This window comes from Rhodovulum strictum (assembly GCF_009649175.1).
Lineage (GTDB): Bacteria > Pseudomonadota > Alphaproteobacteria > Rhodobacterales > Rhodobacteraceae > Rhodovulum > Rhodovulum strictum.
Genome location: NZ_WJPO01000027.1, coordinates 20,285 through 38,550, shown reverse-complemented (window position 1 = coordinate 38,550; position 18,266 = coordinate 20,285). Strand labels below are relative to the sequence as shown.

Genomic DNA, 18,266 nt, shown 5'->3' with positions numbered 1-18,266 from the left:
TATCCTTCGTGCAAAATGTGAGAGGAACAGCGATGCCTCTGCCGATTGCCCCGATTGCCGGTGTGGCGCTGCGCTATGGCGCGCTGGCGCTGGCCGCCTATGCCATCACGCGCTACAGCGCGCCGCTGCGCCGCGACCAGCGCAGCGAGGATGCGATGGACGAGTTGCACGAGGGCGTGCAGTTCCGCCGGGCCGAGGATCAGGTCAACGGCGCCGCGCGGATGAAGCGCACGTTCCGCGTCGGCCCGGCCGGTCCCGGCATCGAGATCGACGCAAGCGCGCTGGGCCGGATCCGCTTTCGCCGGGTATGATGCAGCTTTTCGACAACCCGGTTTCGCCCTTCTGCCGCAAGGTGCGCGTGCTTCTGATCGAGACCGGCCAGATCGACGCCGTCGAGATTCTGCCCGCCGCGGGCACGGCACTTGACCCCGGCCAGATGCCGCTGGCCGAGAATCCACTGGGCAAGATCCCTGTGCTGGTCCGCCCCGAGGGGCCTGCGCTGTACGACAGCCGGGTGATCTGCCGCTATCTTGATGCGCGGGCGGGGGCAGGGCTTTATCCCCCCAGCCGACTTTGGGAAGTGCTGACGCTGGAGGCCACCGCCGACGGCATCATGGATGCCGCGATCCTGATGGTCTATGAAACCCGCTGCCGTCCCGAGGCCGAGCGCAGCGCGCCCTGGGTCGAGGGGCAATGGAACAAGGTCGTCCGCGCGCTTGACGCGATCGAGGCGCGCTGGATCAGCCAGCTTGCCGGGCCGCTGGACATGGCGCAGATCGCGCTGGGATGTGCGCTGGGCTATCTCGATTTACGCCATGGCGCGCGCAACTGGCGGCAGGGCCGCGACTCGCTTGCCGCATGGGAGGCCGGATTCGCCCGCCGTGCGTCCATGGCGCAGACCGCCCCGACGGGCTGAGATCCCGCGAAACAGCCAGCAAGTTCAGGCGTGCCTTGAAAAAGACCGATTCGTACCTTGGGGCTGCGGTCGAACGTCTCAGAATTGCTCTAAGTACCCAGATTCCGCTGGCTGACGCAGGATGTGCCGGGTATACGACAGTCGACCGGAGTTCGACCGGGCCCATCCCCCTTGCTGCGCGACTATGTCCGCTGGACGCAAGAGTTAACGGGGGCTAGGTAAGTCCGGGAAAAGGCCGGGGTTTGCCCCGCGGCCCGATTTCGAACCGACCGGACATCCGGTCATGGAAAGGAGAATTTCTCGTGTCGCACGCAGAAGATCACGACGGTACCCGCCGCGATTTCCTTTACTACGCGACGGCGGGCGCTGGTGTCGTGACCGCCGGGGCGGCGATCTGGCCGCTGATCAATCAGATGAACCCCTCTGCCGACGTGCAGGCGCTCAGCTCGATCCGGATCGATGTTTCGTCGGTCGTCGAAGGCCAGCAGCTGACGGTCAAGTTCCTGGGCAAGCCGGTTTTCATCCGCCTGCGCACGCAGGAGGATATCGACAACGCTCGTTCCGTGGCGCTGAGCGATCTGGTCGATACCGACTCGCGCAACCCCAACAAGCCGGGCCAGGCGACCGACCAGAACCGCACCATGGACGACGAGGGGCGGTGGCTGGTGATGACCGGCGTCTGCACCCATCTGGGCTGCGTGCCCATCGGCAACCAGTCGGGCGATTACGGCGGCTGGTTCTGCCCCTGCCACGGCTCGCACTATGATGCCGCTGGCCGTATCCGCCGGGGGCCGGCTCCCCAGAACCTCCACATCCCGGTCGCGTCCTTCGTGGACGAGACGACCATCCAACTCGGTTAAGGGAGCACCCGATGTCCGGTATTCCTCACGATCACTACGAGCCGAAATCGGGCTCCGAGATGTGGCTGCATCGGCGCCTGCCGATCGTCGGCCTTGTCTACGACACCCTGATGATTCCGACCCCCAAGAACCTCAACTGGATGTGGATCTGGGGCGTCGTGCTGTTCTTTACGCTGGTGCTGCAAATCGTCACCGGCATCGTGCTGGCGATGCACTACGTTCCGCATGCCGACATGGCCTTTGCCTCGATCGAGCACATCATGCGCAACGTCAATGGCGGCGACTTCATCCGCTACCTGCACATGAACGGCGCCTCGCTGTTCTTCGTCGCGGTCTACCTGCACATCTTCCGCGGCATGTATTACGGCTCGTACAAGACGCCGCGTGAACTGACCTGGATCATCGGCATCCTGATCTACCTCGCGATGATGGCGACCGCGTTCATGGGCTACGTGCTGCCCTGGGGACAGATGTCGTTCTGGGGCGCGACCGTGATCACCGGGCTTTTCGGTGCCATTCCGTTCATCGGCAGCGACCTTCTGACCTGGTTGCAGGGCGGCCCGGCCGTGGACAGCCCGACGCTGACGCGCTTCTTCTCGCTGCACTACCTGCTGCCCTTCGTGATCCTTGGCCTGTCCATCGTCCATGTCTGGGCCTTCCACACGACCGGCAACAACAACCCCACCGGGGTCGAGGTGCGCCGTACCTCGCGTGACGAAGCCGACCGCGACACCCTGCCGTTCTGGCCCTATTTCGTGATCAAGGATCTGTTCGCGCTGGGCGTGGTTCTGGTGGTGTTCTTTGCCATCGTCGGCTTCATGCCGAACTATTTCGGCCATCCCGACAACTACATCCCCGCCGATCCGCTGGCGACCCCGGCGCATATCGTGCCCGAATGGTATTTCCTGCCCTTCTACGCGATCCTGCGGGCCTTCGATGCCGAAGTCTGGGCGGTCGCGCTGACCGACTGGCTGACGCTGGGTATTGTCGATGCCAAGTTCTTCGGGGTGCTGGCCATGTTCGGCTCGATCCTGGTGATGGCGCTGCTGCCCTGGCTCGACACCTCGAATGTCCGCTCGGGCCGCTACCGTCCGATGTTCAAGGTGGCGTTCTGGCTGCTCGTGATCGACTTCTTCGTCCTGATGTGGGCGGGGGCCATGCCGGCCGAGGGCATCTACACCACGGTCGCGCTGATCGGGTCGACCTACTGGTTCGCCTATTTCCTGGTGATCCTGCCAGTGCTCGGTGTGATCGAGAAGCCGCTGCCGCAGCCGGACACGATCGAGGAAGACTTCAACGCCCACTACGGCGACGGTGCAGCCAGCGGCAAAGCCGCCACCAGCCCCGCCGAGTGAGAGAAGGGATCGGAAGAATGTTCAAGAAACTCACGATCACCGCGCTGACCGCCCTGACCCTCGGGGCGGGCGGCGCCCTCGCCGCCGGCGGCTCGGGGCATGTGACCGACTACAAGTTCTCGTTCGAGGGGCCCTTCGGCCGCTACGATCAGGCCCAGCTGCAACGTGGTCTTCAGGTCTATACCGAGCTCTGTTCGGCCTGCCACGGGCTGGAACTGGTGGCCTTCCGGACGCTTGCCGATCCGGGCGGCCCCAGCCTGAGCCCGGATGCGATGCGCGAATACGCCGCCACCTTCGAGGTGTTCGACGCAGAGCTGGAAGACTGGCGTCCGGCCGGGCCGACCGACCACTTCCCCGAGTCGATGGACCCGAACGCACCCGACCTCAGCCTGATGGCCAAGGCGCGGGCCGGGTTCCACGGGCCGAACGGCACCGGTCTCAACCAGCTCTTCAAGGGCATGGGCGGGGCGGAATACATCGCCTCCTACCTGACCGGTTTCACGGATGACGTGAAGGAAGAGGCAGGGTCGTTCTTCTACTACAACCACGTCTTCCCGACCAACTGGGTGCAGATGGCCCCGGTTCTTTACGGCGATGACGTGACCTATGCCGACGGCACCGAGGCCACCATGCAGCAGGAGGCCAAGGACGTTGCGGCCTTCCTGATGTGGGCGGCCGAGCCGGGGATGATGGCGCGCAAGCAGGCGGGCTTTGTTTCGGTGATGTTCCTGACCGTGCTGACGGTTCTGCTTTACCTGACGAACAAGCGGCTCTGGGCGCCCTACAAGCCCAAGAAACAGGTCTGATCCCATCGGGATCGACGGGAAACGCGCCCTTCGGGGCGCGTTTTTCCTTTTGCAGGTGTCGGCGCCGGGGGGGCCGTCTGCCCCCCGGACCCCCCGAGGATATTTCCGGCCAGAAGAAGGATGCGGATCAGCCCAGATAGGCGCTCAGCGCCGCGGGCGGGTCGGCCAGAAGCGCGCGGGTCGGGCGCGGGGGATGGGCGATCCCGTCGGCAACCAGAACGGTCTCGTCTGCAATGGCGCCTGCATCGGCCGGGTCATGCGTCACCAGCAGGACCGTTGCGCCGGTTTCCCGGGCCAGGTCCGCGACCAGCCCCAGCATCTCGGCCTTGAGCGCGGGGCCAAGGGCGGCGAAGGGCTCGTCCAGCAGCATCAGCGGGCGGCCGCGCAGCAACATCCGCGCGAGCGCCACCCGGCTGCGCTGGCCGCCCGACAGTTCCGCAGGCTTGCGTGCGCCGAGACCCTCCAGCCCGACCCGGGCCAATGCCAGATCGACCGCGCGGCGTTGATCGGCGGACAGTCGCAGGTCGGGGCGCAGGCCAAGGCCGACATTCTGCGCCGCGCTCAGATGCGGAAAGAGGTTGTTGTCCTGGAACAGCATCGAGAGCGGCCGCGCGCCCGGCGCCAGCGGGGCGAGATCGGCATCATTCCACAGCACCCGGCCCGATGTCGGCGGCAGGAAGCCCGCAATCACGTCGAGAAGCGTGGATTTCCCGGCGCCCGAAGGGCCGAGCAGCGCGATGATCCTGCCGGTCTCGATGGCGAGGTCGGCCGAGAGGCGGAACGCGCCCTGAACGATTTCCAGCCGCTCAAGCCTGAGCATTGACGCGCCCTCCGCGGTCGAAGATCCAGAACAGCCCCAGGCTGAGCGCCAGCAGCAGAAGTGCCGCGCCTGCCGCTGCCTCCATCCGGTAGGCGGCCATCAGCCGGTAAAGCTGCAAGGGCAGCGTGGCCTGGCCCGGATCGGCAAACAGGGCGATGACGCCCAGATCGCCCATCGAGAGCGCAGCGGAGAGCCCCAGCGTGAACCCGATGGGCCGCCGCAGCCGGGGCAGCAGCACCAGCCGCAGCCGGACGGCGCCGCGCAGCCCCAGGCTGTCGGCGAGCCGTCCAAACCCCGCTTCGGCCTCGGCCATGGCGGGGGTCAGGGCGCGCAGGGCGAAGGGCAGGCTCATCGCCGCATTCACCAACGCGGTCAGCGGCAGCGCCAGCGCGACCGGATCGGCCAGCGGAAAGAGCAGGATGAAAAGCCCGGTGCCCATCACCAGCGGCGAGGCGGCAATCGCCATCAGCCCCGCCGCCTGCAAGGCTGCCCCGCGCGGCCCGCCCAGCCGCACCGCCGCCAACGCAATCGGCAAGGCCAGCGCCAGCGTCAGCGCCGCCGAGCCCAGCGCCACGGCCAGCGAGCGCCCTGCAGCCTGCCAGACGGAGGGCGGCAGGTCGGTGACCCCCGCCAGCCCGCGCGCCACGATCATCGCAAGCGGCACCAGCAGGAACAGCGCCGCCAGCGCGATCCACATCCCGTCCAGTACCCGCAGCCAGACCCCGCCCGCATCCCAGCGCGCGAGCGGCCGGTCGAGCCCCGCGCCGAAGCCGCCCGGCACCGCCACCGCAAAGGCCAGCGCCGCGGCCCCGGCACAAAGCGCGAACTGGATCAGGGCCAGAAGGGCGGCGCGGCCCAGATCGAATTCGAACCGGAAAGCCTGGTAGATCGCCAGTTCCACGGTCGTCGCCCGCGGCCCGCCGCCGAGCGTCAGCGCCACCGCGAAGCTGGTCATGCAGATGAGGAAGATCACGAGGAATGCGCCGGGCAGCACGCTGCGCAGCATCGGCCATTCCAGCCGCCGCGCCACATCGTGCGCAGTAAAGCCAAGCGAGGCCGCCAGCCGGAACCGTTCGGCCGGGATTGCAAGCCAGCCTTGCAGGATCAGCCGCGTTGCCAGCGGCAGGTTGAAGAACACATGCGCCAGCACCACGCCTCGGAGCCCGTAGATGTCGATGGGCCCCAGCCCCAGCGGCGCCAGCGCCTGCGAGATCAGCCCGCTACGCCCGAACACCGCCAGAAGCCCCAGCACCGCGACGATCACCGGCAGCAGGAAGGGCGCGCCGAGCAGCGTGATCAGAAGCCCGCGGCCCGGAAACCGGCGCCGGGCCAGCGCCCGGGCCACCGGCACCGCCAGCGTGACGCTCAGCGCCGCCGACAGCAGCGCCTGGGTCAGCGTGAAGCGCACCGCCGCCCAATCGGCTGGGCCAAGCGTCGATGCGCCCTCGGCCCGCCAGGCGACCGCGGCAAGCGTGCCAAGGCTCAGCCCCAGCATCGCGCCCGCCGCGGCCAGCCCCGCGGGCAGCGCAAGCCCTAGCGGCTGAGCGCGTCGCGCCATTCGGCCAGTGCCGCGTCACGGACCGCCGCGGCCCTGTCCGCCGGCAGCAGAAGCGAGGTTTCGGGCCGGAACAGGGTCTGAAACCCCTCGGGCAGCCCGGCTTCGGGCGTTACGGCGGGATACATCCAGTTGGTCGTCGGGATCACCGACTGGAACGCATCCGACAGCATGAAGCGCAGGAAATCCTGTGCCAGTTCCGGCTGGTCCGAGGAGGCGACGCGGCCGGCGACTTCGACCTGAAGGTAATGGCCTTCGGCGAACCCGGCGGCGGCCTTGCTGTCGTCGCCCTCGGCGATCAGGTGATAGGCGGGCGAGGTGGTATAGCTCAGCACCATGTCGGCCTCGCCTTGCAGGAACATGCCATAGGCTTCGGACCAGCCCTTGGTCACGGTCAGGATGCGCGGGGCAAGCCCTGCCCAGATCTCGGGCGCGCGGTCGCCATGGGCGGCCTTGACCCACATCAGCAGGCCCAGCCCCGGCGTCGAACTGCGCGGATCCTGGATGACGATCTTGAGCCCCTCGGCGGCGATCAGTGCCTCGAAACTGTCGGGCGGTTCGGGCAGGCGGGTCTTGTCGTAGACAAAGGCGAAGTGGCCCCAATCATAGGGCAGGAAGGTGGTGTCGTCCCACGCAACCGGCAGATCCAGCGCGGGCGGTTCGATTCCATGCGGTGCGAAGAGCCCCGTTTCGGCCGCTGCCGCCGTCAGGTTGGTGTCGAGCCCCAGCACCACATCGGCCTCGGTCCGCGCGCCTTCCAGCCGCAGCCGCGCCAGCAGCGCCGCGCCATCACCCGCCGCCACAAGGCGCAGGTCGCAGCCGCAGACGGCCTCGAACGCGGCCTCGATCTTCGGCCCCGGACCCCAGTCCGAGACGAAGCTGTCATAGGTATAGACGGTCAGCACGGGGGTCTCGGCCACGGCAGTCGTGGCACACAGGATCCCCGCGGCGATGATCGGCAGTCGCATGGTCATCCTCCGTTTGCGGGGCGGTCGGGCAAGGGTGGAGGTTGTCCAGTCACCTTCCCTCCGCCGGTTCTAACCGGGTCAGGTTCGACGGGTTCGCGGGCCTTTCCGCATCTCAGCCCCATGACGGGGCACCCCGAGGTAGAACCAACGCTAACGCCCCATAGCCCCGCCCGCAAGGCAAAGCTCTTGAGGGGGCGGCGCCCGCCCGCTATGCCAAACGCGCCACGAGGAGAGCCCGCATGAGCCTGAACAGTTTCGGCCACCTGTTCCGCGTCACCACCTGGGGCGAAAGCCACGGGCCCGCGCTGGGGGCGACCGTCGATGGCTGCCCGCCGGGCGTGGCGCTGGACGAGGGGATGATCCAGCACTGGCTGGACCGGCGCAGGCCGGGGCAGAACCGCTTTACCACCCAGCGCCAGGAACCCGATGCGGTGGAAATCCTGTCGGGCATGTTCGAGGGGCGGACCACCGGCACGCCGATCCAGTTGATGATCCGCAATACCGACCAGCGGTCGAAGGATTATGGCGAGATCGCCCAGGCTTTCCGGCCGGGGCACGCCGACATCACCTATTGGCAGAAATACGGCATCCGCGATCATCGTGGCGGCGGCCGGTCCTCGGCGCGCGAAACCGCGGCGCGGGTTGCGGCGGGCGGTATTGCGCGCGCCGCGCTGGCGATGCTGGCGCCCGATATCCGGATCACTGGCTACATGGTGCAGATCGGGCCGCATCTGATCGACCGCGAACGCTTCGATTGGGCCGAGATAGAGACGAATCCGTTCTGGTGCCCCGATGCCCGCACCGCCGAGGACTGGGCCGTTTATCTGGACGAGATGCGCAAGTCGGGCAATTCCGTCGGCGCCGTGGTCGAGGTGGTCGCGCAGGGCGTGCCCGCGGGTCTGGGGGCGCCGGTCTATGGCAAGCTCGACGCCGATCTGGCCGCCGCGATGATGAGCATCAACGCCGTCAAGGCGGTCGAGATCGGCGAGGGCATGGCCGCCGCCGCGCTGACCGGTGTCGAGAATGCCGACGAGATCACGCTGGGCGCGGATGGCCAGCCGGTCTACTCGACGAACCATGCGGGCGGGATTCTGGGGGGCATCTCGACCGGGCAGGATGTGGTGGTGCGTTTTGCCGTGAAACCGACCTCGTCGATCCTGACGCCGCGGCGCACCATCACCCGCGCGGGCGAGGAAACCGAGATCGTCACCAAGGGGCGTCACGATCCCTGTGTCGGCATCCGCGCCGTGCCGGTGGGCGAGGCGATGATGGCCTGCGTGATCCTCGACCACCTGCTGCTTGATCGCGGTCAGACCGGCGGGGTGCGGGGCCGGATCGGTTAGGCCCCGGCCTGCCGCATCGCCAGCCCCGAGGCGCCCAGAACCTCGATCACCCTGGCCTCGATGTCACGCGCGTTCATCCGGGCGACCGCGTACATGTCTGCCGGGCTCGCCTGGTCGATGAAGATGTCGGGCAGCACCATCGAACGGAATTTCAGCCCGCGATCGAACACCCCCCGGTCTGCGTAAAGCTGTGCCACATGGCTGCCGAAGCCGCCCACCGCGCCTTCCTCGATGGTGATCACCGCCTCATGCGTGCGGGCAAGGCGCAGGATCATGTCCTCGTCCAGCGGCTTGGCGAAGCGGGCATCCGCGATGGTGGGCCGGATGCCATGGGCGGCCAGCGCCTGTGCCGCCTCGCGCACCTCCTTCAGCCGCGCGCCGAAATTCAGAAGCGCCACGCGCTCGCCCTCGGCGATGATGCGGCCCTTGCCGATTTCCAGCGGGGTGCCCTTTTCGGGCAGTTCGATCCCCACGCCTTCGCCGCGCGGGAAGCGGAACGAGATCGGCCCCTCGTCATGCGCCACGGCGGTTGCCACCATATGCACCAGCTCGGCCTCGTCCGCGGCGGCCATCACCACGAAACCGGGCAGGTTCGCCAGAAACGCGGTGTCATAGGCGCCCGCGTGCGTCGGCCCGTCGGCCCCAACCAGCCCGGCCCGGTCGATGGCAAAGCGCACGGGTAGCCGCTGGATCGCGACGTCATGCACGATCTGGTCATAGCCGCGTTGCAGGAAGGTCGAATAGATCGCGCAGAAGGGCTTCTGCCCGCCCGCCGCCAGCCCGGCGCAGAAGGTCACGGCATGCTGTTCGGCGATGCCCACATCGAAGGTGCGTTCGGGAAAGCGTTCGGCAAACAGGTTCAGCCCGGTGCCGTCCGGCATGGCCGCGGTCACCGCGACCACCTTGCGATCCGTCCGCGCCTCGGCGATCAGGGCATTTGCGAACACCTTGGTATAGCTGGGCGCATTGGCCACCGCCTTTTTCTGTTCGCCGGTCGCAACGTCGAAGGGGCTGACCCCATGCCCGCAATCGGGTGCGTTTTCCGCGGGGGCATAGCCCTTGCCCTTTTTCGTGATGACATGGATCAGCATCGGCCCGGTGGCACGGGCCTTGACCGTGCGCAGGATCGGCAGGAGCTGTTCCAGATCGTGCCCATCGACCGGCCCGACATAGGAAAAGCCCAGTTCCTCGAACAGCGTGCCGCCCAATGCGGCCTGCTTGATCAGATCCTTGGCGCGTTTGGCCCCCTCCTGAAAGGCCGGGGGCAGGAAACCGACCGCCCCCTTGGCCAGCGACTTGAATTCCTAGAACGGCGCACCCGCGTAAAGCCGGTTCAGATAGCTCGACATTGCACCGACTGGCGGCGCGATGGACATCTCGTTGTCGTTCAGGATGACGAACAGTCGCGTCTTCAGATGCCCGGCATGGTTCAGCGCCTCATAGGCCATGCCCGCCGACAGCGACCCGTCGCCGATCACGGCAATCGCATCGCCCACGCCCGCCTCGGGCGAGGATCCCAGATCGCGCGCCACCGCATAGCCCAGCGCGGCGGAAATCGAGGTCGAGGAGTGGCCCGCGCCGAAGGCGTCGTATTCGCTTTCCTTCATCTTGCAGAACCCCGCCAGCCCGTCCTTCTGGCGCAGGGTGCGGATGCGGTCGCGCCGTCCGGTCAGGATCTTGTGCGGATAGCATTGGTGGCTGACATCCCAGATCAGCCGGTCGCGCGGCGTGTCGAACACCGCATGCAGCGCCACGGTCAGTTCCACCACGCCCAGCCCCGCCCCCAGATGCCCGCCGGTCACGGAAACGGCGGAAACGGTTTCCTGCCGCAATTCGTCGGCCAACCGGATCAGTTCGGCATCGGACAGGCCCTTGAGGTCGGTCGGGCTGGTGACGCGGTCGAGCAGCGGCGTAGGCGGACGGTGGGTCAAGGGGTCTGCCCTCCCGGGGCGGATTGCGCGTTTCAGGTATCGCGGGAGATGACGAAGCGGGCGGTGTCCCGCAACAGGTCTGCCCGCGCGCCGAAGGGATCGAGCGCGGCACAGGCCTCGTCGACCAGCGCCTGCGCCCGTGCCTTGGCGCCGTCGAGCCCCAGCAGCGAGACAAAGGTCGCCTTGCCCGCATCGGCATCCTTCTGCACGCGCTTGCCGGTCTTTTCCACGTCGCCCTCGACATCGAGGATGTCGTCGGCGATCTGGAAGGCCAGCCCCAGCGCGGTTGCATAGGCCGAAAGCGGCGCGATATCGGCGCCGCCCAGGCGCGCCCCGGCCTCGGCCGACCAGCGGATCAGCGCGCCGGTCTTGTTGGCCTGCAACTCGGTGATCTCGGCCAGGCTCAGCGCCCGTCCGGCGGTTTCGGCGGCTATGTCCTGCGCCTGCCCCAGCACCATGCCGTCGATGCCCGAGGCCCGCGCCAGCGCGGCCACAAGGTCGATCCGCACGGCCGGGTCGGGATGGCAGGCGGGGTCGGCCAGCATCTCGAAGGCCAGCGTCTGCAACGCATCGCCCACCAGAAGCGCGGTGCCCTCGTCCCACTTGAGATGAACCGTGGGCAGGCCCCGGCGCAGATCGTCATCATCCATGCAGGGCATGTCGTCATGGACAAGCGAATAGGCATGGATCGCCTCGATGGCGGCGGCCGCATGCACGGCCTGACCGGCCGGAACGCCGTAAAGCGCCGCCCCCTCGATCACCAGAAAACCCCGCAGCCGCTTGCCGCCCGCGACCGCATAGCGCATCGCATGGGTCACCGGCTGGTCGGCGGCGCCCGACAGGGCCTCGATCAGCCGCGCCTCGATCAGCGCGGCGGCGCCCTTCATCCGTGTCTGAAGCATGTCACATCCCTTCGACGGGGGTGGTGCCGGTCGGGTTGCCGTTCGCGTCCAGCACGATCTGGGCGACCTTTTCCTCGGCTTCCTTCAGCTTCTTCTCGCAATGCCGCTTCAGCGTTGCAGCCTGTTCCGACAGCGTGATCGATTCCTCCAGCGGGACGTCGCCCCGCTCCAGCGCCGTGACGGCCGCCTCTAGCGCCGCCATGGCCTCTTCGAAACTCATCTCGGATACCGGCTTTCCGGTCATGCGCCCCGCTCCATCAGCACCTTGACATGCGCCGCGACGGACGCGGCCAGCGCATCCAGATCATAGCCGCCCTCCAGTGTCGAGACCACCTTGCCGCTGCAATGGGCCTGCGCGATGTCGCAGAGCCGTTCCGTGACCCAGGCGAAATCCCCGGTTTCAAGATCAAGCTGCGCCAGCGGGTCGGCCCGATGCGCATCGAAACCCGCCGACACGATCACCAGTTCCGGCGCAAAGGCGTCCAGCCGGGGCAGCGCTTTCGTCTCTATCTCGGCCCGAAAACGCGCGCCGTCCGAATAGGGCGGCAGGGGCAGGTTCAGGATGTTGTCATGCGCGCCGCGTTCTTCGGGGGCGCCGGTGCCGGGGTAAAGCGGCATCTGGTGGGTCGAGACGAACAGCGCGCGCGGCTCGTCCCACAGGATGTCCTGCGTGCCGTTGCCGTGATGCACGTCGAAATCCACCACCGCAACCCGTTCCAGCCCGTGATGGTCCAGCGCGTATTTCGCCGCGATTGCCGCGTTCGAAAGCAGGCAGAACCCCATCGCGCGCCGCGCTTCGGCATGGTGGCCGGGCGGGCGCATCGCGACAAAGGCATTCGTCGCCTCGCCGCCCAGCACCATGTCCACCGCGCGCAGGCACCCGCCCAAGCCACGCAGCGCCGCCTGCCACGACCCCGGCGACAACCATGTGTCGGGGTCGATCGCCACCTCGCCCGAGACCGGCACCGCCGCCCTGAGCTTGTCGATATAGCCCTGCGGATGGCCGCGCAGCGCCTGCGATGCGTCGGCCAGGGGCGCGGGCTCGCGGATCAGAAAGGTGAATTCGGGCGCGGTCAGCGCCTCGTTCACGGCCTCGATCCGGGCCACCCGTTCGGGATGGCCGGGGGGCGTGACATGGGTCAGGGCGTCGGGATGGGTGATGAGCGCGGTTGTCATGGCCCGAAGGCTAGGGGGCAGGGCGCGGCCCGGCAAGGCTCAATCGGGCGCCAGCATGTAGCCTTCGCCGCGCACGGTCTGAAGATAGCGCGGCTGGCGCGGGTCGGCCTCGATCTTGCGCCTGAGCCGGGTGATCTGAACATCGACCGCGCGTTCCTGCGCCTGATCGCCGTCGCGGCCCAGCTCCTCGACCAGCCGGGTGCGGCTGACCGCCTCGCCGGGCCGGGCCGAAAAGATGCGCATCAATTGCGCCTCGGTCGCGGTCAGCCGCACCCGCGCATCGCCCGCCCACAACTCACCCCGGCCCACATCATAGCGCACCAGCCCCAGATGCAGCACCTTGGGCAGATCCTCGGCAGGGGCGCGGGCGGGCGGGGCGCGGCGCAGGATGGCGTTGATCCGCAGCAGCAATTCCTTGGGCTCGAAGGGCTTGGGCAGGTAGTCGTCGGCCCCCGCCTCCAGCCCCGCGATCCGGTCCGAGGTTTCGCCCCGCGCCGTCAGCAACAGGATCGGCGTCGCGATCTCGTGCCGGATCGACCGGGTAAAGGACACCCCGTCCTCGCCCGGCATCATCACGTCCATCACGATCAGGTCGAAATCGAGCCCCCCCAGCAGCCGCCGCGCATGCCCGGCATCGCGCGCGGTGCTGACCAGAAAGCCGTTTCGCAACAGGAACTTGCGCAGCAAATCGCGGATCCGGGCGTCGTCGTCGACGATCAACAGGTGAATCCCTGTCTCGACGGTCATCGGCCGCTTTCCGTCAGCCTGTCGAAATGGCGCCGGATCTCGGGATCCATCATCGCCTCCAGCACCTGCCGGAAGCCCGCCACCGCCACCGGCCCCGCCGCGCGATAGGCCGCGCGCATCCGTTCGCGCTGGGCATCCGAAAGCTGCTGTTCCAGCGCGGCGCCGGACTCGGTCAGGTAGAGATGCCGCTCGCGCTTGTCGCGATGGCCCACGCGCGCCTCGACCAGCCCATCCTCGACCAGCGCGCGCAGCACCCGGTTCAGCGACTGCTTGGTGACGCCAAGGATCGACAGCAGGTTGTTGACCGTCGTTCCGGGCGCGCGGTGGATGAAATGGATCGCCCGGTGATGCGCCCGGCCATAGCCGTGTTCTTCCAGAATGCGGTCGGGATCGGCGGTGAAGCCGCGATAGGCGAAGAACATCGCCTCGATCCCCTTGCGAAGCTGTTCGTCGGTCAGGAAAAGCAGGCTTTCGCCGCCTTTCTGCGCGACCGCGGATGCGCCCTGCGCCATGTCGCCCCCATCCCTGTCAGCTTTGTCCACTCCTTGGGTGATCTTATGTCAGCCTTGTTGACTTTCCAAGACTCAACTGGTAGCGAGCCGTGAATTTGGCGCAATATTATGTCCGAACCGGACCTAAAGCGCGCAACATTCGGAAATGGACCGCCCCGAGGGGCAAGCGAAGAGGACGCGCCATGACTGGCTATGACGACCGCGACGGCTTTATCTGGATGGATGGCAAACTGGTGCCATGGCGCGAGGCCAATGTGCATCTGCTGACCCATGCGCTGCACTATGCCTCGTCGGTCTTCGAGGGCGAGCGTGCCTATGGCGGCAGGATCTTCAAGTCGCGCGAGCATTCCGAGCGGCTGAAGACCTCGGCCAACCTGATCGACTTCGAGATCCCCTATTCGGTCGACGAGATCGAGGCGGCCAAGGCGCAGGTGATGCAGGCCAACGGCATGACCGATGCCTATGTCCGCGCACTTGCCTGGCGTGGCGCCGGTGAGGATATGGGCGTCGCCTCGCGCCGCAACCCGGTGCGTGTGGCGGTCGCGGCCTGGGAATGGGGCGCCTATTATGGCGATGCCAAGCTCAAGGGTGCGAAGCTCGACATCTCGAAATGGCGCCGCCCGGACCCGGCCACCGCGCCCAGCCAGGCCAAGGCCGCCGGACTTTACATGATCTGCACCATGTCCAAGCACGCGGCCGAGGCCAAGGGCTGTTCGGATGCGATGATGTTCGACTATCGCGGCTATGTGGCCGAGGCGACCGGGGCCAACATCTTCTTCGTCAAGGATGGCCAGGTGCACACCCCGAAACCGGACTGCTTCCTGAACGGCATCACCCGCCAGACCGTGATCGGCATGCTGAAGGACCGCCAGATCAAGGTCCATGAACGCCACATCATGCCCGATGAACTGGAGGGCTTCCAGCAATGCTGGCTGACCGGCACCGCGGCCGAGGTGACGCCGGTGGGCCAGATCGGCGACTACAATTTCGAGGTCGGAACGATGGCCCGCGAGATGGTCGACGCCTACGAGAAACTCGTCCGCGCCTGAGCACGACCTGCGGCGATCCGGCCGGCTGCCCTTGGCGGGGCGGCTGGCCGCCATTGACCCGGGCACCGGTGGCAGGCCATAAAACCCGGGCAGGCTGCGGCGCGCCGGGTGGCGGTTGACAGCGGCCTGCGAAACGGTTCTTTCTGAACGTACGTTCATTTCCACGTGGCGGACTCCGGGGAGGGGGAATGCTCGGCAGGAACACCGACAGGCCCCATGGGGCCGCGAACCGGCGGTCTGCGCCGGGTATCCGACTTTCGGCCAATCCCGGCGCCAGACAGGGCTGCGGGGGAGGGCGCGCATGCTGATCCGCGCCATCGACGGGCTGAACGAAATCGTGGGCCGCACCGTCGCGGTTCTGGCCCTCGGCTTCGCCACGGTCATCGTCTACGATGTCTTCATGCGCTATGTGCTGAACAGCCCCACGCGCTGGGCGTTCGACGTCACCAAGCAGATGTTCGGCTTCTACTTCATCCTGCTGGGCGGCTATGCGCTGCGCCATCAAAGCCATGTGCGCGTCGATCTGCTGACCGAACACATGCGCCCCGGCATGCGGCGCTGGGTCGATGTCGCGGGCTATCTGGTCTTCTTCTTCCCGTTTGCCTGGATCTTCTTCCGCCGCAGCTGGGAATTCGCCGCGCGGTCCTGGGCGCAGGGCGAAACGACCTATGGCGCGGTGCAACTGCCGGTCTATCCGCTCAAGGCGGCGATGTGCGTGGCGGCGGGGCTCTTGCTGCTGCAAGGCGTCTGCGAAGTGCTGAAACTGCTGTTCAACCGGACGGAAGCGCCCCATGGGACCTGAACTGATCGCCCTTCTGATGTTCGGCCTGCTGCTGCTGGGCCTGTTCATGGGGCACCCGCTGGCCTTCGTTCTGGGTGGCGCTGCGGTGATCGGGGCCTTTGCGGCGGGCAAGCCGATGGTGCTGGGGATCGTGGTCAACCGCGTCTTCGGCGACGTGCTGGACAATTACACGCTGATCGCCATTCCGCTGTTCATCCTGATGGCGCGATTCCTGTCGGATTCAGGCGTCACCGACAAGATGTTCGAGACATTGCGCCTGCTGCTGGCGGGGTTGCCGGGCGGGATGGCGCTGGCGGTGGTGTTCATCTCGATCCTGCTGGCGGCGACCACCGGCATCATCGGCGCCTCGATCACGGTGATGGGCTTCATGGCGCTGCGCCCGATGCTGCAATACGGCTACAGCCCCACCATGGCCTCGGGCCTGATCGCGGCCTCGGGCTGTCTGGGCATCCTGATCCCGCCCTCGATCATGCTGATCCTGATGGCCAGCTATTCGCCGCTGTCGGTGGGCGAGCTGTTCGCGGGCTCGATGATCCCCGGCGTGCTGCTGGGCCTGCTCTATGCGGTCTGGGTCATCCTCGTGGCGCTTGTGCGCCCCGACATGGCGCCCCCGGTGCCCGCCGACGACAAGATCGGCCGCGGCGCGCTGTTCCGCATGCTCCTGCTCGAAGCGGTGCCGCCCCTGCTGCTGATCCTCGGCATCCTCGGCTCGCTGCTGGCCGGGATCGCGACGGCAACCGAAGCCTCGGCCATCGGTGTGTTCCTGGCGCTCGGCATCGTCGTGGCCCGGCGCAAGTTCGAGTTGAAGACCTTCTACAGCGCGCTGATCGAAACCGCGCGCACCTCGGCGATGATCCTGTTCATCGTGATCGGCGCCACGGCCTTTACCGGGGTCTTCAACATCACCGGCGGGCTCAGGGCCACGCAGGAGATCATCCGCGCCCTCGACATGGAACCCTGGATGCTGATGGCGATGCTGCTGTTCATCGTCTTCCTGCTGGGCGCCTTCCTCGACTGGACCGGGATCGTGCTCTTGTCCTTCCCGATCTTCCTGCCCATCGTGCAGGAACTGAACATCGACCTGCTGTGGTTCGTGGTGCTGATGGCCGTGGTGCTTCAGACCTCGTTCCTGACGCCGCCATTCGGCTATGCGCTGTTCTATCTCAGGGCGATCGCGCCCCCCAGCGTCAGGACCGCGCAGATCATCGTGGGGGTGCTGCCCTTCATCGGGCTGATCCTGCTGATGTGCCTGGCGGTGGCCATGTTCCCGCAACTGGTGACCTGGCTGCCCGGGCAGTTCTACGGACGCTGACAAGACCAAAACCGGAGGAGAAAGACCATGACGACCAAGACCACCCTGTTCGCAGGCTTCGCGCTGGCGGCAAGCCTGTCGGTCCCGGCGCTGGCCGCCGATAGCTGGACCATGACCACCACCTGGCCCTCGTCGCTGGAACTGATCGAGATCGACCGCCATTTTGTCAATCTCGCCAACAAGCTGACTGCGGGCGATCTGACCATCGACTTCTACGAGGGCGGCGCGCTGGTGCCCGCGGGCGAGGTGTTCGGCGCGGTCGAAAGCAACACGATCCAGGCCGGCGGCGACTGGCCGGGCTATTGGGCCGGGCGCGATGCCGCCTTCTCGCCGCTGGCCACCACCGCCAGCCTGTTCAACGCCGTCGACTATGTGAACTGGATCCTCGAATGGGGCGGGGCGGCGCTTTATGACGAGATCTACGGCAATTACGGAATGGTCTACCTGCCCTATGGCGTGACCAACAACGAATCCGGCTTCCGCACCAACTCTCCGATCCGCTCGCTCGAGGATCTTCAGGGCAAGCGGCTGCGCCTGTCGGGTCTGGAACAGGGCAAGATCCTCGAACGGCTTGGCGGCAGCCAGGTATCCATGGCAGGGGGCGAAATCTATCAGGCCCTCGAACGCGGCGTGATCGACGGTGCGGAATTCTCGACCCCGAATGTCGACTGGTCGGGCGGCTTCCAGCAGGTGACGAAATACTGGGCCACGCCCGGCTGGCACCAGTCGGCTTCGCTGTTCGGCGTGATGATCAACAAATCGGCCTGGGATGCGCTGTCCCCCGAGACGCAGGAAAAGCTGCGCGTGGCGGCCAATGCGACGCTGCTGTGGTCGCTTGCCTTCACCGAACGGCGCGCGACCGAAGCCTATGCCCAGTTCGATGAAGCGGTCGAGATCACCCGCTATGACGACGAGACGCTGGCCCGCGTGCAGGAAATCGCCAACGAGGTGATCGTCGAAACCGCCTGTGCCAACCCGAACTCGGCCAAGGTCTATCTCAGCCAGCTCGAATACCTGGCCGATTACGCCAAATGGCGCGACGCCTCGGCGCCCTTCAACCTCGGCCGCACGCCGAACGGCCCCGATATCGAGGCAATCCGCGCCTGCGCCAACTGACGCTTACCACTCGCGAAACGGGGGTCCGCAGCGATGCGGGCCCCTTTTCCGTTCGGTTGTCCCGGCATACCTGTCGCAAGGCCAACAAATCCGTAG

Annotated in this window: 18 protein-coding genes, 1 pseudogene and 1 riboswitch; of the genes and pseudogenes, 10 read left to right on the top strand and 9 right to left on the bottom strand. The window is 67.0% G+C overall.

Annotated features, from left to right (window positions below; genetic code table 11):
- The first annotated feature begins 32 nt into the window (after positions 1-32).
- From GH815_RS14930 to GH815_RS14910, 5 genes are all read left to right on the top strand, one after another.
- Complete coding sequence (locus GH815_RS14930; RefSeq protein ID WP_153749562.1) at positions 33-311, top strand: hypothetical protein; 279 nt, start codon at positions 33-35, stop codon at positions 309-311.
- A complete protein-coding gene (locus tag GH815_RS14925) occupies positions 311-916 on the top strand; it encodes a glutathione S-transferase (protein WP_153749576.1) in 606 nt (201 codons plus the stop codon). Before GH815_RS14930 ends, GH815_RS14925 begins: the two co-directional genes overlap by 1 nt.
- A gap of 302 nt (positions 917-1,218) precedes the next feature.
- Positions 1,219-1,776, top strand: coding sequence for a ubiquinol-cytochrome c reductase iron-sulfur subunit (gene petA / locus GH815_RS14920; RefSeq protein WP_343030900.1), 558 nt, complete (start codon positions 1,219-1,221; stop codon positions 1,774-1,776).
- A gap of 11 nt (positions 1,777-1,787) precedes the next feature.
- On the top strand, positions 1,788-3,131 hold the full coding sequence (locus GH815_RS14915) for a cytochrome b (protein WP_153749560.1): 1,344 nt from the start codon (positions 1,788-1,790) through the stop codon (positions 3,129-3,131).
- A 17-nt stretch (positions 3,132-3,148) separates the two neighbouring features.
- Positions 3,149-3,937, top strand: coding sequence for a cytochrome c1 (locus tag GH815_RS14910; protein ID WP_153749559.1), 789 nt, complete (start codon positions 3,149-3,151; stop codon positions 3,935-3,937).
- Positions 3,938-4,064: 127 nt separating this feature from the next.
- Here GH815_RS14910 and GH815_RS14905 read toward each other — a convergent pair whose 3' ends face one another.
- The 3 genes from GH815_RS14905 to thiB are packed head-to-tail and all read right to left on the bottom strand — an operon-like array spanning position 4,065 to position 7,280.
- On the bottom strand, positions 4,065-4,757 hold the full coding sequence (locus GH815_RS14905; protein WP_153749558.1) for a thiamine ABC transporter ATP-binding protein: 693 nt from the start codon (positions 4,755-4,757) through the stop codon (positions 4,065-4,067).
- Complete coding sequence (locus tag GH815_RS14900) at positions 4,744-6,315, bottom strand: ABC transporter permease family protein (protein WP_153749557.1); 1,572 nt, start codon at positions 6,313-6,315, stop codon at positions 4,744-4,746. Before GH815_RS14900 ends, GH815_RS14905 begins: the two co-directional genes overlap by 14 nt.
- A complete protein-coding gene (gene thiB, locus GH815_RS14895) occupies positions 6,291-7,280 on the bottom strand; it encodes a thiamine ABC transporter substrate binding subunit (RefSeq protein WP_153749556.1) in 990 nt (329 codons plus the stop codon). Before thiB ends, GH815_RS14900 begins: the two co-directional genes overlap by 25 nt.
- Before the next feature lie 38 nt (positions 7,281-7,318).
- Positions 7,319-7,426, bottom strand: a riboswitch (TPP riboswitch).
- Positions 7,427-7,519: 93 nt separating this feature from the next.
- Between thiB and aroC the strand changes: the two genes are divergently transcribed.
- Positions 7,520-8,623, top strand: a complete 1,104-nt coding sequence (gene aroC / locus GH815_RS14890) for a chorismate synthase (RefSeq protein WP_153749555.1) — start codon at positions 7,520-7,522, stop codon at positions 8,621-8,623.
- On the opposite strand, the pseudogene dxs reads toward aroC, so the two are convergent.
- The 6 genes and pseudogenes from dxs to GH815_RS14860 form a co-directional block, all read right to left on the bottom strand.
- A pseudogene (dxs, locus tag GH815_RS14885) lies at positions 8,620-10,554 on the bottom strand (1-deoxy-D-xylulose-5-phosphate synthase). The gene aroC and the pseudogene dxs sit on opposite strands and share 4 nt — an antisense overlap.
- 32 nt (positions 10,555-10,586) lie before the next feature.
- A complete protein-coding gene (locus GH815_RS14880; RefSeq protein WP_153749554.1) occupies positions 10,587-11,456 on the bottom strand; it encodes a polyprenyl synthetase family protein in 870 nt (289 codons plus the stop codon).
- Between the two features lies 1 nt (position 11,457).
- Positions 11,458-11,700 (bottom strand): exodeoxyribonuclease VII small subunit, encoded by a 243-nt coding sequence (locus tag GH815_RS14875; protein WP_153749553.1) that lies wholly within the window; start codon positions 11,698-11,700, stop codon positions 11,458-11,460.
- The gene (locus GH815_RS14870; RefSeq protein ID WP_153749552.1) at positions 11,697-12,632 is read right to left on the bottom strand and encodes a histone deacetylase family protein; all 936 of its coding nucleotides are present in this window, start codon (positions 12,630-12,632) and stop codon (positions 11,697-11,699) included. Before GH815_RS14870 ends, GH815_RS14875 begins: the two co-directional genes overlap by 4 nt.
- A gap of 39 nt (positions 12,633-12,671) precedes the next feature.
- The gene (locus tag GH815_RS14865; protein ID WP_153749551.1) at positions 12,672-13,379 is read right to left on the bottom strand and encodes a response regulator; all 708 of its coding nucleotides are present in this window, start codon (positions 13,377-13,379) and stop codon (positions 12,672-12,674) included.
- Entirely contained in the window at positions 13,376-13,891 is a 516-nt protein-coding gene (locus GH815_RS14860) for a MarR family winged helix-turn-helix transcriptional regulator (protein WP_153749550.1), read from the bottom strand. Before GH815_RS14860 ends, GH815_RS14865 begins: the two co-directional genes overlap by 4 nt.
- Before the next feature lie 182 nt (positions 13,892-14,073).
- On the opposite strand from GH815_RS14860, the gene GH815_RS14855 reads away from it, so the two are divergent.
- The 4 genes from GH815_RS14855 to dctP all read left to right on the top strand — a co-directional run bounded on the left by GH815_RS14855 (position 14,074) and on the right by dctP (position 18,170).
- On the top strand, positions 14,074-14,940 hold the full coding sequence (locus GH815_RS14855; protein ID WP_153749549.1) for a branched-chain amino acid aminotransferase: 867 nt from the start codon (positions 14,074-14,076) through the stop codon (positions 14,938-14,940).
- Between the two features lie 301 nt (positions 14,941-15,241).
- Positions 15,242-15,742 carry a TRAP transporter small permease subunit gene (locus GH815_RS14850; protein ID WP_153749548.1) on the top strand — a complete coding sequence of 167 codons (501 nt, stop codon included), beginning with the start codon at positions 15,242-15,244 and terminating at the stop codon, positions 15,740-15,742.
- A complete protein-coding gene (locus GH815_RS14845) occupies positions 15,732-17,054 on the top strand; it encodes a TRAP transporter large permease (protein WP_211365097.1) in 1,323 nt (440 codons plus the stop codon). The genes GH815_RS14850 and GH815_RS14845 overlap by 11 nt, the downstream gene beginning before the upstream one ends.
- Before the next feature lie 27 nt (positions 17,055-17,081).
- Complete coding sequence (gene dctP / locus GH815_RS14840; protein WP_153749547.1) at positions 17,082-18,170, top strand: TRAP transporter substrate-binding protein DctP; 1,089 nt, start codon at positions 17,082-17,084, stop codon at positions 18,168-18,170.
- Positions 18,171-18,266 lie beyond the last annotated feature (96 nt).

Coding starts and splice junctions, on each gene's coding strand:
- GH815_RS14930 (WP_153749562.1), top strand. CDS start 33: ATGCCTCTGCCGATTGCCCCGATTGCCGGTGTGGCGCTGCGCTATGGC.
- GH815_RS14925 (WP_153749576.1), top strand. CDS start 311: ATGCAGCTTTTCGACAACCCGGTTTCGCCCTTCTGCCGCAAGGTGCGC.
- GH815_RS14915 (WP_153749560.1), top strand. CDS start 1,788: ATGTCCGGTATTCCTCACGATCACTACGAGCCGAAATCGGGCTCCGAG.
- GH815_RS14910 (WP_153749559.1), top strand. CDS start 3,149: ATGTTCAAGAAACTCACGATCACCGCGCTGACCGCCCTGACCCTCGGG.
- GH815_RS14905 (WP_153749558.1), bottom strand. CDS start 4,757: ATGCTCAGGCTTGAGCGGCTGGAAATCGTTCAGGGCGCGTTCCGCCTC.
- GH815_RS14900 (WP_153749557.1), bottom strand. CDS start 6,315: ATGGCGCGACGCGCTCAGCCGCTAGGGCTTGCGCTGCCCGCGGGGCTG.
- thiB (WP_153749556.1), bottom strand. CDS start 7,280: ATGCGACTGCCGATCATCGCCGCGGGGATCCTGTGTGCCACGACTGCC.
- aroC (WP_153749555.1), top strand. CDS start 7,520: ATGAGCCTGAACAGTTTCGGCCACCTGTTCCGCGTCACCACCTGGGGC.
- GH815_RS14880 (WP_153749554.1), bottom strand. CDS start 11,456: ATGCTTCAGACACGGATGAAGGGCGCCGCCGCGCTGATCGAGGCGCGG.
- GH815_RS14875 (WP_153749553.1), bottom strand. CDS start 11,700: ATGACCGGAAAGCCGGTATCCGAGATGAGTTTCGAAGAGGCCATGGCG.
- GH815_RS14870 (WP_153749552.1), bottom strand. CDS start 12,632: ATGACAACCGCGCTCATCACCCATCCCGACGCCCTGACCCATGTCACG.
- GH815_RS14865 (WP_153749551.1), bottom strand. CDS start 13,379: ATGACCGTCGAGACAGGGATTCACCTGTTGATCGTCGACGACGACGCC.
- GH815_RS14860 (WP_153749550.1), bottom strand. CDS start 13,891: ATGGCGCAGGGCGCATCCGCGGTCGCGCAGAAAGGCGGCGAAAGCCTG.
- GH815_RS14855 (WP_153749549.1), top strand. CDS start 14,074: ATGACTGGCTATGACGACCGCGACGGCTTTATCTGGATGGATGGCAAA.
- GH815_RS14850 (WP_153749548.1), top strand. CDS start 15,242: ATGCTGATCCGCGCCATCGACGGGCTGAACGAAATCGTGGGCCGCACC.
- GH815_RS14845 (WP_211365097.1), top strand. CDS start 15,732: ATGGGACCTGAACTGATCGCCCTTCTGATGTTCGGCCTGCTGCTGCTG.
- dctP (WP_153749547.1), top strand. CDS start 17,082: ATGACGACCAAGACCACCCTGTTCGCAGGCTTCGCGCTGGCGGCAAGC.